Source organism: Rhodococcus sp. IC4_135 (genome assembly GCF_011602025.1).
GTDB classification, from domain to species: domain Bacteria; phylum Actinomycetota; class Actinomycetes; order Mycobacteriales; family Mycobacteriaceae; genus Rhodococcus_F; species Rhodococcus_F baikonurensis.
On record NZ_JAAOLG010000008.1, the window covers coordinates 125,231 to 139,176 of the forward strand.

General features: G+C 60.0%; 11 protein-coding genes. 7 read left to right on the top strand and 4 right to left on the bottom strand.

The annotated features are described in order from the left end of the window. Positions 1 to 199: 199 nt before the first annotated feature. Positions 200 to 361, top strand: coding sequence for a hypothetical protein (locus G8767_RS16700; protein WP_166810741.1), 162 nt, complete (start codon positions 200 to 202; stop codon positions 359 to 361). A gap of 1,778 nt (positions 362 to 2,139) precedes the next feature. Here the strand turns inward: G8767_RS16700 and G8767_RS16710 are convergent. Then, positions 2,140 to 2,589, bottom strand: coding sequence for a hypothetical protein (locus tag G8767_RS16710; protein ID WP_166810742.1), 450 nt, complete (start codon positions 2,587 to 2,589; stop codon positions 2,140 to 2,142). Between the two features lie 1,257 nt (positions 2,590 to 3,846). On the opposite strand from G8767_RS16710, the gene G8767_RS16715 reads away from it, so the two are divergent. The 5 genes from G8767_RS16715 (at position 3,847) to G8767_RS16735 (ending at position 10,010) form a co-directional block, all read left to right on the top strand. Continuing rightward, the gene (locus G8767_RS16715; RefSeq protein WP_095970925.1) at positions 3,847 to 5,610 is read left to right on the top strand and encodes a cholesterol oxidase substrate-binding domain-containing protein; all 1,764 of its coding nucleotides are present in this window, start codon (positions 3,847 to 3,849) and stop codon (positions 5,608 to 5,610) included. An 854-nt stretch (positions 5,611 to 6,464) separates the two neighbouring features. Next, a complete protein-coding gene (locus tag G8767_RS16720; protein WP_020906139.1) occupies positions 6,465 to 6,752 on the top strand; it encodes a MerR family transcriptional regulator in 288 nt (95 codons plus the stop codon). Positions 6,753 to 6,894: 142 nt separating this feature from the next. Further along, positions 6,895 to 8,082: a serine hydrolase domain-containing protein gene (locus G8767_RS16725; protein ID WP_206029443.1), complete on the top strand. Its 1,188-nt coding sequence runs from the start codon at positions 6,895 to 6,897 to the stop codon at positions 8,080 to 8,082. A 188-nt stretch (positions 8,083 to 8,270) separates the two neighbouring features. Next, positions 8,271 to 9,080, top strand: coding sequence for a PE-PPE domain-containing protein (locus G8767_RS16730; protein ID WP_166810744.1), 810 nt, complete (start codon positions 8,271 to 8,273; stop codon positions 9,078 to 9,080). Between the two features lie 81 nt (positions 9,081 to 9,161). Further along, positions 9,162 to 10,010 carry a sterol desaturase family protein gene (locus G8767_RS16735; RefSeq protein WP_166810745.1) on the top strand — a complete coding sequence of 283 codons (849 nt, stop codon included), beginning with the start codon at positions 9,162 to 9,164 and terminating at the stop codon, positions 10,008 to 10,010. Between the two features lie 18 nt (positions 10,011 to 10,028). Here G8767_RS16735 and G8767_RS16740 read toward each other — a convergent pair whose 3' ends face one another. Both G8767_RS16740 and G8767_RS16745 read right to left on the bottom strand, forming a co-directional pair. After that, complete coding sequence (locus tag G8767_RS16740) at positions 10,029 to 11,336, bottom strand: FtsX-like permease family protein (protein ID WP_166810746.1); 1,308 nt, start codon at positions 11,334 to 11,336, stop codon at positions 10,029 to 10,031. Then, positions 11,333 to 12,025: an ABC transporter ATP-binding protein gene (locus G8767_RS16745; RefSeq protein WP_240952356.1), complete on the bottom strand. Its 693-nt coding sequence runs from the start codon at positions 12,023 to 12,025 to the stop codon at positions 11,333 to 11,335. The genes G8767_RS16740 and G8767_RS16745 overlap by 4 nt, the downstream gene beginning before the upstream one ends. A gap of 128 nt (positions 12,026 to 12,153) precedes the next feature. On the opposite strand from G8767_RS16745, the gene G8767_RS16750 reads away from it, so the two are divergent. After that, on the top strand, positions 12,154 to 12,903 hold the full coding sequence (locus G8767_RS16750; protein ID WP_166810747.1) for an AraC family transcriptional regulator: 750 nt from the start codon (positions 12,154 to 12,156) through the stop codon (positions 12,901 to 12,903). On the opposite strand, the gene zapE is transcribed toward G8767_RS16750, so the two are convergent. Further along, a complete protein-coding gene (gene zapE, locus G8767_RS16755; RefSeq protein WP_166810748.1) occupies positions 12,890 to 13,861 on the bottom strand; it encodes a cell division protein ZapE in 972 nt (323 codons plus the stop codon). The genes G8767_RS16750 and zapE overlap by 14 nt on opposite strands. Between the last annotated feature and the right edge of the window lie 85 nt (positions 13,862 to 13,946).

Genomic DNA, 13,946 nt, shown 5'->3' on the forward strand with positions numbered 1-13,946 from the left:
AGCCCCGTCGTGGGCCGAAAACCGCAGTGGGGTCGAGCCTTTTGTCCCAGAACTCGCCAGCAGCGATCGTCTGCTCGTCCGTCGGCGTGCCTGATACCAGGCCGAGTATTCCCATCGGTCGACACGAGAAACCATCTCGGGATGCCTTCCGGCGCAGCCTCGCCGGCACGAGCCCGATCACCCCCGCACCGTTCAGAAGGTGGGCACCGCAGATAGTGGCGCCCGTCGATTACGCATCGCCGCCCGCGCACCCCTCGGTGCTGCCTGCCGCATCATCGACCTCGAAGAAGAGAAACTCGCCGAGACCCGGCGCGCCAATACCGATCTACGACAGGCGCATACGCGGCGACTCGCCAACTGACCTACCCTCTCCGACTCGCTGCGAGCCAAGGCCAGGACCGGGCCTGAGGGTGAACGGCCGCGTCCATCAGTGGGTCGAGCTACGACAACGCGCTCGCCGAACGATCAACGGGCTCTACAAGACCGAGTTGATCAAACCTCACGGGCCGTGACGAAGGGTCGAACAGGCGATTCTGTCAAGCACTTACGCTCTTGCACCGAACCGCTGACCAGCTCAGTCGATCATTTTGAGTACTGCGAGGACGAAGTATGCGCCAGTCCTGGTGGCTGTCGACAATGCGGGCCGGCACCCCATAGATGCTCGATCGCTCTGGGCTCGCCAGAAACGGTCGAAGAGCTGAAAATAGGCACAACGGACACCTTTCAGTCTGCGCTATCCAGGCACACGCATGTCTACTTGTACCCAAAGTATTGTCAAAAGGTTTGAAGTCCAGTTATCTACTGGAGGCTCGAAGGATATCTCGGACGGCTGAGTCTATACTTCTCGATTAACGTGACAGTGCCTGATTTTGCCCGGATCGTGGTGAGCGGTGGGTTTACGCCACGGCGACAAAGCTTCGAACAAAGCTGTCGTCAGGCCGGTTCATTCGGCGGTGCTGATCAGAATAATCGCTCCGGATTGCGACACCAGTGCGCGGTCGGTGGTGTCGACGGAGAGTTTCGGATAGCAGGAATGTAGACTTACTCACCAGACAGGTGCCTTTCGAACGTGAATAATTTGACCCTAGACAAGTCTTATTATTGCAGTTCAGGGCACCTTTCTTTGTGTCTGGCACTGGGTTTCGTGACGACTATCGTGAAAGCGCGAGGTTAGCCCTCAAGTCAGTCACTCCACTGGCGGCACCACACGTACGAATCAAGTGCGCGCCCAACGCGCACCTGACAAACACGCAACGATCAGGTTAAACGGGTCGAAATAGACCTCCCTGCAAAGTCAACGCGCCAGCACGCCGCAAAATGTCGGACCTCAATCCAGCGACAAGCACCAGGTCGCGACACCCTGACCCCGACCAGCAACAACACGGTCCTGATCTGCAAAAACACTGTGTAAATCGGTCACAAGTGGCGACCTGAAACTCGCCACCAGGCAAGCGCCAGAACTCCCGCGACACCAAGCATGGTCAATTTCTGTCGCTCCCGCGCAATCACTCTGCCGGACAGTCGAGATTGAGCCCGATCGTTATGACGATCGGGCTCAACCTGCTGTTCGATTATGAACTACTGCCGGCACCACCACCAGTAATCATGTCCAGGCTCTGGAACCCAGCGCCCTCCATTGAGGCCACATACAGCCCCATCACCCCGGCAGTCAGCAGCCCATTCAGGAGCTGGACCATTCCATGGTAGTAATCCGAAGACATGGTCTCACCTCACGAGAGTGAATCTAGGAACGTCGTCAGCAAAGCGCCGAATCCGACGTAGTTGGGAGGCCCTCCAATAAAAGAGCCGAAAATTACCTCAGAGAGGTCCAATGACATTTCTTGCAGTGACATCAGCAGTTTCTCTTTCCGGCCATATCATGGCCTCCCAAGTGATAAGGTAATCGGCCCCTCGATCAAGAGGGCATATAGCGTGGGCAGCATCTGGGTGACTGTTTGCCCCAGTGAGCCGAACATGCTTGCACTTAGCTCCATAACTCCCCCTCAGCTAGGTTCGGACGATGAGACGTTCATCGACATTGCATTGAGCCCATCCAAGGATCCCCCGAGGATAGGCGCGATTCCCCTCACGAAGGAGCCTAAAGCTCCCAGAAAGTCATAGGACATTGGTTTTTCTCTCCTAAAGTACGAAGTTATAGTTCCAGGCCGACTTGGGAGGGATACCGAGACCCCAGTAGGCGTGCGACAGGAAGCTCGAAACGCCAATTCCGGTGATCGACTGGGTGGATGCCCCGTCTGTCGCTACCAGATTGACAGTCGCCCCGCCCTGAACCTGATCGGCCATCGTGCCGGTACCCTGGAGACACCATCCTCCCGCAGCGTCCGTAGTGGTTGAGGCGGTCCACGGCGCCCCTGGCGGCGGCACTAGAGTGCCGGTCACGGTCGCGCCATGGATTCCCATTCCGGCGGCATTTTTGACTACACCGCATACCTGGTTGGCGGCGGTAGGCGTTTGACCTACGGCAGGAAGATGCGTTGCCGAAGCCATGCCGGTGCCAGCAAAAACCATTGCTCCCGCCGTGGCGGCAAGCAGAGCCGATTTGGCGGAATTCTTCAGAGACAGATTCATGAGTATTCCCTTCGGTTGAGTTGATAGACCCCGATCATTCAAACCACAGGCGAAAGAGCTGGAGTCTGTGCGCCTCCACCCGATCCGATCAACATCATCACTAGCATGATTTCCCTGCACCCTTCACTGGCATTTAAATCCGTTGGGCATCGGAATGTAGGCAGGAGAAATCGCCATGTGTGGCGAATTTCCCTGTTCTACTATTCTTTCCCTGTTTAGCCATCGATGAGTTGACGACCATCGGTTACTGCGGGTTCCTCGCCACGAGATCTTCTCTAAGCGAATTGTTCACATCTAGTGATGTGCATCACCCTACACGGAACGTGTTCTAACTGGAGACGGTTTCGACATATATTTAAATTACCTCCACTTCATGGCCGGGGCATATTTTTTGTTAGCTAATATTCAGAGTGCCTCCATCTATGACCAGCATCGATGTTCAACAGGTGGCGCAAAGGATTCATGACCCGACGAGTATTCGTCACCGGATAACGATGATCCAGGTCACGATCGGGGGTCGATGTGGATGAACACTATGCGTTGGCTCACAGTTTTGCAACAGGTTTCAGTAATTCAATCGAATTCCACTAAACAGCGTGCCACTCCGCCCATTTCAGTTAGCACATTCAGCTCACGTTTTGGTCGACTTCCACAAAGAACCCACTTTAGTTGGATTCACCCACTACTTTAGTCGGAGTGGGAGTTGTCCGCTCGAACAGAAGATGGACGCCGCCCCACTCAACCCAGTCGCAAAAAATTTCCAAGCGAACCCTATAGAATTACATAGCATTAGTCACTCATCGGCTTTCGAACAATTTTCGTTGCAGCTATTTCATCGCTACACATTTCGTTGAACCCACGTCCGTACTCAACCGCCAGAGCAAGAGGTCCATACTTCAACCTCCCAGTAAATTGGAATTAACGCAATACTGATCACTCCATCCTAAATGTGCAGCTAAAGTCCATTTTGAAGGTTAGTCACTGTCCAGCGAGCGCGAAATATGGTTCATACCTAGCCAAAGCAAGGAACCGCATTCACCGAGGAAACCTACTTGGCGGTTGTAGTTTTAACTAAAATATAGCTATAGGTTAGCAATGGACAAGTTTTCAATTCCCCACTAACATAAAACGCGTTCTATTACTGTGATCCGGGAACCTCGAAGGTTGCATCTCAACAAGGCCTGAATCCTCCCTGATCCCTCAAGTTGGAAAGGGTTCGATTTCCGTCCGAACTCAACGACCAGGAGTAGCCCGAAGATGACGGCACAAGACGAAAAGTTCCGACTGTCCCGACGAGGTTTCATGGCGGCTGGAGCCGGCGCCGTGGCAGCGACCGCATTCGCCGGCTGGACGCCCGCCTATGCCGTCCCCGCCGGCTCCTCCGGCTCCGCGGGTGGTCCCGTCTCCACCCTCACGCCGCCGCCTGCCTTCCCCGAAGGCATCGCGCTGTACCAGCAGGCATATCAGAACTGGTCCAAAGAGATCATGCTCGACGCGATCTGGACCTGTTCGCCCAAGACGCCCGAAGACGTAGTCCGCCTCGCGAACTGGGGACACGCCAACGGTTACACCATTCGCCCCCGCGGCGCCATGCACGGTTGGACACCGCTGACCATCGTCAACGGCGCGCCGGTCGACAAGGTCATCCTCGCCGACACCACAGTCCACCTCACCGGCGTCTCCGTCAACGCCGGCGGCAGCCCGGCTACCGTCACCGCAGGACCCGGCGCGACCCTCGACGCCATCACCACCGCACTGCAGGCACAGGGCCTCGGATTCGCGAACCTGCCGGCACCTGGTGTGTTGACCATCGCCGGCTGCCTCGCCGTCGACGCTCACGGCGCAGCTCTTCCCGCCGAAGGCGAAGCGCATGTTCCCGGACAGACTTTCGGCTCACTCTCCAACCTCGTCACGTCCCTGACCGCGGTGGTCTGGAACGGTAGTGAATACGCACTGAAGACGTATGCACGTAGCGACGCGGCGATCAAGCCGCTGCTGACTCACCTCGGACGCACCTTCCTCACCTCCGTCACCTTGCAAGCCGCTCCCAACTACCGCATGCGCTGCGTCAGCCACACCGACATCGGTTGGCAGGAACTCTTCGGCGCCCGCGGCGCGTCCGGACGAACCTTCGAGAAGTTCGTCCGCGAAAACGGTCGCGCAGAAGCAATCTGGTACCCCTTCACAGAACGCCCGTGGATGAAGGTGTGGTCACTTGCCCCCACCAAGCCGCCGTTCTCGCGTGAGGTGACCGGACCGTACAACTACATCTTCTCCGACAACCTCCCGGAGCCGGTCACCGACATGATCGGCCAGATCAACGCCGGAAACCCGGGCATCGCACCGGCATTCGGCCAGATCATGTACGCCACCACCGTTGCCGGACTCGCCGCCACCTTCTCCAACGACCTCTGGGGATGGTCCAAGGACGTACAGTTCTACATCCGGGCCACCACCCTGCGCCTGACCGAGGGCGGCGGCGCCGTCATCACCTCCCGCGCCAACATCGGCCAGGTCATCCACGACTTCACCCAGTGGTTCAACGGCCGCATGGAGTACTACCGCTCCATCGGACAGTTCCCCCTCAACGGCCCCGTCGAAATCCGCTGCTGCGGCCTCGATCAACCGTCCGAGGTCGAGGTCGACTCGGCAGGCGCCCCCACCATCTCGGCCATGCGCCCCCGCCCCGACCATCCGGAGTGGGACACCGCCATCTGGCTCAACGTCCTCGGCGTCCCCGGAACCCCCGGCATGTTCGCGTTCTACCGCGAAATGGAACAGTGGATGCGCAATCACTACAACAACAACGACGCCACCTTCCGCCCCGAGTGGTCCAAGGGCTGGGCGTTCGGCCCCGACAAGCCGTACACCGACACCCCGATCATCACCCAGGGCCTCCCCCAGACCTACCGCGACGGCGTCCCATCGAGCGACAACTGGGACACCGCCAACGCCGCATTCAACGCGTTGGATCCGCACAAGGTCTTCAGCAACACGTTCCTGGACCAGTTGTTGCCCTGAGGTTCACGAACCACCTACACGCTCTGACAACTCGACGGTCGTCGCCACTCCCAGCATTCGGGAGTGCGGCGGCCGTCGTGCGTTGGAGCGACGGACATGAGAAAGCCCTCCGCATGCCGACCAGGCGCCCGACTCAATCGCGATCAGGATGGATCGCCTCGTGCATACTTTCCACTGCCCTGGCATGAGTTGAGAGCTCGGATCTAGCCGACCGAATCGTGGCGCTGTCGCTGCGTGCCCCCGGCTCGGACGACGACGAGTCCTCTCCGGGGCTCGACGCGCCTCCTCCGGGCTGCTCGGAGGAGCCGGTGCGCTCTTCCCTCTCCGCGCGGGCACGCAACAACGACTCGGACTTCGGGGTATTTCGCATCGGAGCATTGTCCCAGATCCATCTCCTACGACTCACACGGAGCGCTCTCACCCCCGGTGAGCGGGTCGTTCCTGAACATCGATACCTGGAAAGTTCGCAACAAAATATCTACAGCGGTCAGGGTAGACATTCTCGCGGGGCTGTTGTATCTTTTTTCTCGTAGCAAGGAACGAGTCAAGAGATGCGGGAGAGATGAACTACCCGCAAGCAGTACCGCAGGGCAGGGACGTGCCGGGGCCGAATTCGTGTGTGAGTGTGCAGTCGGACCCGGCACCCCCCTTCAAAGCGGCTACCGGATGTCTTGTGCGAGTCCGGAAGTTCGAAAGAATGCAGTTATGTAAGTAAGTTCAACCCCATCCGGCCCCCGGCGCACCTCGCGCCGGGGGCCCCGTCCGTTCAGCGAAAGAAGCGAGCCATTCCGGCAGATACACCACCGGGGGACCCCTCCGGCAGATTCGACGACGAGAACTATCCTGCGTACAGCATGGGACATGCGGCCGAGATCCTCGGCGTCAGACAAGCTTTCCTTCGTAGCCTCGATGCCGCGAAACTGCTTACCCCACAACGCTCTGAGGGCGGACATCGCCGCTACTCCCGCTACCAGCTGCGCATCGCGGCCCGCGCGCACGAACTTGTAGCCAATGGCACGGCGCTCGACGCGGCTTGCCGCATCATCATCCTCGAAGACCAACTCACCGAGGCTCGTCGCATCAACGCCGAGCTTCAGCAAGCGCAGGACCGACGAGCGGAATCGGACGCGACGCCAGACTGAGGACTGACGTGATCAGGCACTGGGAATAGCAGTCGCCCCTGACCGTCAATCTGTTCACTCCCCCTTCGAACTGCTAAATTCAGACAATTGGGACATTGCTCGGCGTCGGTTGCTCGATTTCCACATCGAAGGGATCGCAGGCATGAATTCCTCCCACCACCGCCGCCGGGTTCGACTGGCTGCTCTGTCGATCACCTTGACCGTTGCCATTGCAACCGCTGCGTGCAGTTCCGACGAGGACGCGGCAACAAACACGAACAGCGCAACTCCCAGCACCGCGAGCAGTCAGGAATCCACCGAGATCGCGGACATCGTCCGCCGTCAGGTGGCCGACCTGGGCCTCAGCGCCGCGGTGTTCGGTGTATGGCGGGGCGACGACGAGGTTGCTCTCGGCGCCGTCGGAGAGTCCCCTGTCGGAGTTCCGGCTACAACCGACATGCAGTTGCGCGTCGGCCAGCCGATGGAACCGATGCTCTCGACAGTCCTGCTGCAGCTCGACGAAGAGGGAACGCTCCCCCTCGATCAGCCGATCGCGAAGTGGGAACCGAACTTTCCACGCGGAGAGACCATCACTCCGCGAATGCTGGCCAACAGCACGTCGGGCATCTCCGACTACGTGACCGATCCACAGTTCCTCAAACTCTTCACGGACAATCCGATGAAGGGCTGGACTTCTCAGGAGATCCTGAATCTTGCCAACTCTCGTCCACCTCTGTTCGAACCCGGCACCAGTTGGGCGTACGCGCACAGCGACCTGACGCTGCTCGGCGACGTCATGGAGAAAGCGACTGGAAAACCGCTGGGTGACCTACTTCAGCAGCGCGTCTTCGATCCACTCGGGATGGATAACAGCAGCGTTGTGCTCACGCCGCAGATGGACGAACCGATCCTGCACGGCTACACCAATGAACGCGGAGTGTTCGAAGACTCCACCTTCTGGAATCCGACTGCTTTCCTGCACAGCGGAAACATGAACGCGCCTGTCGCCGACGTCGGAAGGTGGGTTCGCGCACTCGGAACAGGAGAGTTGCTCTCCGACAAGGCTTTCGAGCAACAGATGGCGCCGACGACTGCGGGCTTGGGAAGTATGACGGCGGACAAGTTCTTTTCCTTCGGGACCGGGCACCTCGACGGCTGGCTGGTGATGAACCCGTCGTACGGCGGTTACAACGGTCTTGCGCTGTACTACCCCGACTCGAAGACGACGATCGTCGTCTACGCCACACTCGGGCCGACAACCAACGCGGACCTCAACAACGCCGTGTCGATGGGGAAGGAGATCGGAACCCTCCTCGAGCCGGATCACCCCCCGCAGGTACCGACACCGTGACGCCCCACACACGCAGGTAGTAAACAGCGCCGGTCGGCAACTTCCTGTTTACGCACGGATTACCTCCAGGACTTATCGCCCCATCACCATTCTCTTCAGTACCGAACGAAACGCGTCGGACCGCGGGTTGTCTCGCCAGTGAACGAGAACGTAGATAGATGGGGACCTGCCCGATGAGGAAATACGCGATGTCAGTGGCATGCACGGTTGCAGTCACAGCGGGGGTGGCTCTTGTGATGTCGGTGCCTGCCGGAGCGGACCCGAATGACGGTGGGTCGTGCCCGGCCGGTGCGGTATTCGCGGTCGGCGGAACGTGGGATCCGACAGGACAAACGACGCAACCAGTCACCGACCGCTACGTGGCCCAGGGTTATGCCGCCAAGCCGGTGACCTACCCCGCCAGTTTCTGGCCGCTCGGCGATCAGACGTACGACCAGAGCGTTGCCGCCGGCGCCCAGACACTTCGCACCGAAGTCAACGCATTCCACGCTCAGTGCCCCGGCAGCGAGATCGTTGTCACCGGATACTCGCAGGGAGCGCGGATTGCCGGCGACGTGCTCGGTGACATCGCACGCGACGGATCCATTCCGCAGTCGCAAGTCGAAGGCGTCCTCTACGCCGACCCTCGCAACTCGGCCGGGGGCATCGAAACCGTAGTGCCCAATGTCGTTCCGGGAGCGACGATGTCCGGAGCACGCGGCGGATTCGGCGACATCGCAGTACGGGAAGTCTGCATCGAGGGTGACGGCATCTGCAACATGCCCAAGCCGCGTGATGCTCCCGAGGTGTTCGTGGATTCGGTCTTCGGCTACTTCACGAAGCACAACACCTATACGCCGATGATGTCCGAGCCCGCTCCGCCTGCTGCCCCGGCATTGCCGGAGACACCGTCGGTACCTCTGCAACCCGCTGACATTGCCACTGCGATCGTGACGCGGGTCGTCGAGAACATCACTCCGTATCTGACCGCTGCACTTACCACCGTGCTGACGAAGTAACGCGACAGCGCTTGTTCGGCTGACTGAAAGTCGACCGATTCGTACAAGTCGAGAGCCACCGCATCGAGCACCATCGATCACATGCTCACCTTCATCGTCAGATACGGGTACGTCCCGTTCATGCTCTTGGGAATCAACGGAGCCGCAATCGCGCTGGCGGCATCCGGCGCGCCGAAATGGTCACTGGTGGCATTGATTCTCTTCGCTGTGGTCTGCTCATTCGCGGCCGAACGGGCGCTTCCCTACGAATCTTCGTGGAATGCCCCGGGACCGGACAGGTTTCGCGACGCTGTCCATGCGTTTGTCAACGAATCCCTCATCTTGGTCAGCGTCGCCGTCATTCCGTTGATGGCCGCGGTGATTCCGTTCGACGGTCCGTGGCCGAGCGGTCTTCCGTTTGTCGTTCAGGTTGTCTTCGCAGTGCTAGTTGCCGATTTCGGCATCACCGTAGTGCATTTGATCAGCCACAAAGTTGGATGGTTGTGGCGTTTCCACGCGGTTCATCACAGCCTCGAACGGTTCTACGGTATGAACGGACTCATGAAGCACCCCGTGCATCAGACTTTCGAAACCGCCGGCGGCGTCCTGCCACTGATCATCCTCGGGATGCCCGTCCCGGTTGCGTCGGCGCTGGCAGTTTGTGTCGCTGTCCAACTCCTGCTTCAGCATTCGAACGCCGATTACCGCATCGGCCCCCTGCGTCCGATCCTCGCGCTCAACGCCGGTCACCGATTCCATCACCTGAAGTGGGCTGGAATCGGTGACGTCAACTTCGGATTGTTCACGCTGATCTGGGATCATCTGTTCCGCACCTATTCCTTCGATCCGGGAAAGCGCTTCAGCAGTGACGATCTCGGTATGGCGGCCAAGCCCGACTACCCGGACGACTACCTCGGCCAGTTGGCGGAACCGTTCCGGAGACAGACCTGACGGACAACGGGTCGAGATTCAGCCCGCGAGTACCCGTCGCATGACGGGCTTTGCTGCGAACGCACTGGCCAACACCAAAGCGATCCCCACCGCCAGGGTGAGGCCCAACTGAACGAGTGCCATCGGAGTGGTCAGTACTACTGCCCCTGCCAGCGGGAAGAGGAACAGCAGTGCGGCGCCGGCGCCGGCCAGCGCCATTACGATCACGGGAGTGCGAACGTGACGCATACGGGCACTGTCCATCACCTCGACAGGTGTGCCGGCCAGAGTCAGACTCCGATAGAGCTCGCGGTTGTCGAGGATCCCGGATACCTGGGTGAGTGCAGACGAGACAGCTGCCAACGTGAACGTTGCTCCGAGCGTGAACAACACACCGGTTCTCATGTCGGCGAACAAGAATTCCTGTCCCGGTTGCAGTTCCTGACCCTCTCCGTTGCCGATCGCTGCGAGCAAAGACGTGCCCGCAGCAACAAAACTTGCCATCGTCACACCGCTGACCGTGCGCCACACGGCCTTCGGGTTGTCCAGGACCCGACGTGCCGCGATCAACGAAGCACCGTCCCTCGCGAATCGGAGCATGATCCGTCCGAGCAACGAGATGACGAACGGACCGACCAGCGCAACAACGCCGAAGCAGAGACCAAGTCCCACCAGAATTGCCGCGATGCTCGCCGCGGCACCACCGAATGCACTCCATCCCAACAGAACCCCGACGCCCGCGACAGCGAAGATCATCTTCGGCGCGGCACTCGGATTGCCCGCCGTGACTCCCAACGGACTCACGAACACCTGACGCATACCGAGCATCGACGTCAAAGCCGCCAGTACGGTCATTCCGAATACGATGCCCACCAGAGGAACTGCGCCGACCCACAGCTCACCCCACTCGAAGGTGCGACCTTGAAATCGCAAGAGCGCCACGAGCGGCAACACGAGGAAGTACCCCAGCGCGCCGATCAACGCACCGGCCAAGCCCTGGACACCCGATTCCGCAGCGCACAGCGCAACAATCTGACGAGGTGTGGATCCGATGAGTCGCAGCGCGGCCAGACGTTCGTCTCGGCGACGGGCGCCCAAGCGGGCCGCCGCCAGACCGAGAGTGATCGCCGGGACGATCATCAGTACCGACGCAACCCCCGCGAGCGCAAGATAGGCCTCCGACTCGGGTTCACTCGTTCTGCCGGCAAAGGCACCGTAACCACCGAGAACCGTGAGCAGCAAGGTGGTCGACGCGGCAAAGGCCGATACGGGGAGCGCGAAGGTACTCAACGCCTTTCGTCCCTCGCCTCGCACCGTCATCAAGGCGACACGCGCTGTGGCCTTCATGCCGCCACCTGTGTCCCGACGAGCGAGCCGGCCTGCATCGTCATCGTGCGATCACACCAGCGAGCGACCTCGGCGTCGTGAGTGACGACGACCAATGCCGAACCGATCTGTTGCGCAGAGTCACGCAACACTCTCATCACTTCCCAGCTTGTCTGTGCGTCGAGGGCACCGGTCGGCTCGTCCGCGAACAGAACTGCAGGTTTGGTCACCAACGCTCGGGCGATCGCGACACGTTGGGATTGTCCTCCCGACATCTGACCTGGGCGCCGGTCCTGCAATCCCTCCAGACCCAAAGGTGCGAAGAAACCGTGCGCCGTCCTCTTCGCTTCCGCGATGGACAAACCGTTGAGCACCAAAGGCAAAGCGACGTTCTCGATCGCCGGAAGCTCCGGCAACAGCTGACCCGACTGGAAGACGAACCCGTAGGACTCACGCCGCAGTCGACTTCGATCGTTCTCACCGAGGTTTTCGATATGTCTACCGCCCAACATGATTGCGCCTGAGTCAGGTTTCACGATTCCTGACATGCAGTGCAGCAGCGTCGACTTACCCGATCCTGACGGTCCCATGATCGCCGTGGCAGTGCCCGCACGGACTTCCAGCGACACACCACGGAGCACCGGAACATTGCCGTACGACTTGCCCAGCGAGTGGACCGACAAGACTGCGGGTGATTGTGCGTTGTTCATGAATACAGCCTCTCGCGAAACCCCTCGCCGACACATCGGCCCAGCGCACGATCTTCGAACTGCCCACGGTCCTACCGGAGGATGACCGGACCCCGAGGTCTGTCAGGGTCGTCACTATGATTTCCGGCATGACCTGGTCCGGTGACGTCCACATGCAGCCCGGCATTCTCATGTTCGCCGGAGCCGTCGGGTCAGCACACACGCATGCGCATGCCGCTGTTCAGATCATGATCGTCGACGACGGGGTGGTCACGGTCACGGACGGGAACGGCCACAGGGAAGTCGTGCGATCCGTGGTCATTCCGTCAGGGGCGGTGCACTCGTTGTCCGCCTCGGAAGGCGCGCGAGGACGGGCGATCTATGTCGATTCCACTATCGGGATGGGCCGACGCATCCAGCCGCCTGAATCCGACCTCGGCGGTGTGGCCGAATGGTCGAATCGTGGACGGACGGCCGTGGCGATGACCGACCGTGGCGATGATTCTGATCTGGAATACGCAGCGAGGCTCGTCGATTCACTGTCCGGAGGCAAACAGCCGTCGAACCTACGTGATCTTCACCCTGCGCTCGAACATGCTCTGACGATACTGCCCGAGCGCCTTTCGGGGCCGATCACGCTGGCGGACACCGCCGCGCGGGTCTCCATCTCGTCCGGACGCTTGGGAAGAATCTTCAACGATCAACTGCAGATGAGCTTTTCGACGTACATCCGTTGGTTGCGGCTACGGCGCGCCATGGAAGTTATGAGCAGTGGCGCAAGTCTGACAACCAGTGCCCACGAGGCCGGTTTCACCGACAGCGCCCATCTCAACCGCATCTGCCACAGCATGTTCGGGCTCACGCCCAGCGCTGCGACCGGCAATCTCACCTGGAATTGATGCTGCTCCCTGAACCAACGCTGTCCGTCTCCGTCCTCGCCAGTAGCGACAGACGACTGTAGAGGCGCGCCAACCCGGGCACATCCCGGAGGCTGCCTGCTACTTCTTCGACGCAAGCGTCGGCATACACCGTCAGCCGCGCATCGACGTCGTACAGGACATCGACGACGTTACCGAAGCGGCGGACTGCAAATTCCGATGCTTCTTCGAGAACTGGGACCCCGAAGATCACCCAGTCGTCGAAGCGAGAGGCAAGCTCGAGGTAGTCGGCGGCCGAGGTCGAACCGCCGCACAGCACCGCGAAATCGAACCAGACGACACCGTCTCGAATCGCCGAGCACGCCAATGTGCGTGTACCGATCGTCAATTCGACACCCTCACCCGACGGCCTCACGATTTCCGAGTCGACGAGGAATTCTCCTGTCGCAAAACGGTAGTCCCCGGCACTTGGTTGTCCTGCGGTCCGGTAGTCGATAGAGCCACCCAACTCGATCACCTCGAGAGCCAATTCGATCAACTCGATCGACGGAACGAACTGCTCGTGAAAAAGCGGATTCGGAAGAAGCTCGGTCGGCGGGACATTGGACGTGACAACAACAGTCACACCTTTCGCGACGATTGTGTCGAGAACCCTTGCCATGAACAATGCGTCGGCAACGTCGTCGATGTGGAACTCGTCGAAGCAGAGCACACGGATTCCGTCTACGACGTGGTCCAACGCCGAACCCATCGACCCGAGTTCGTGCGCCCGTGCGTGCAGGTCTGCAAAGAACCGATGAAAGTGAATGCGCCGCTTGCCGACTGGGATGCTGTCGTAGAACTCGTCCATGAGCATCGTCTTCCCGCGGCCGACGCTTCCCCAGAGATAGATCCCGCCCCCGGTCTCACCTCCGGATATCCGGACCCGCAGGGCATCGAGAGCTTCACGTGCCGCCAACTGCTCTTCGTCCAGTAGCATTAGACCCCTCTACGTCTGTAGAGTCGAGGCTAGTGATCGAAAGCAAATCGAGTCAATGTGACCCTCACGACGCACCATCAGCAGC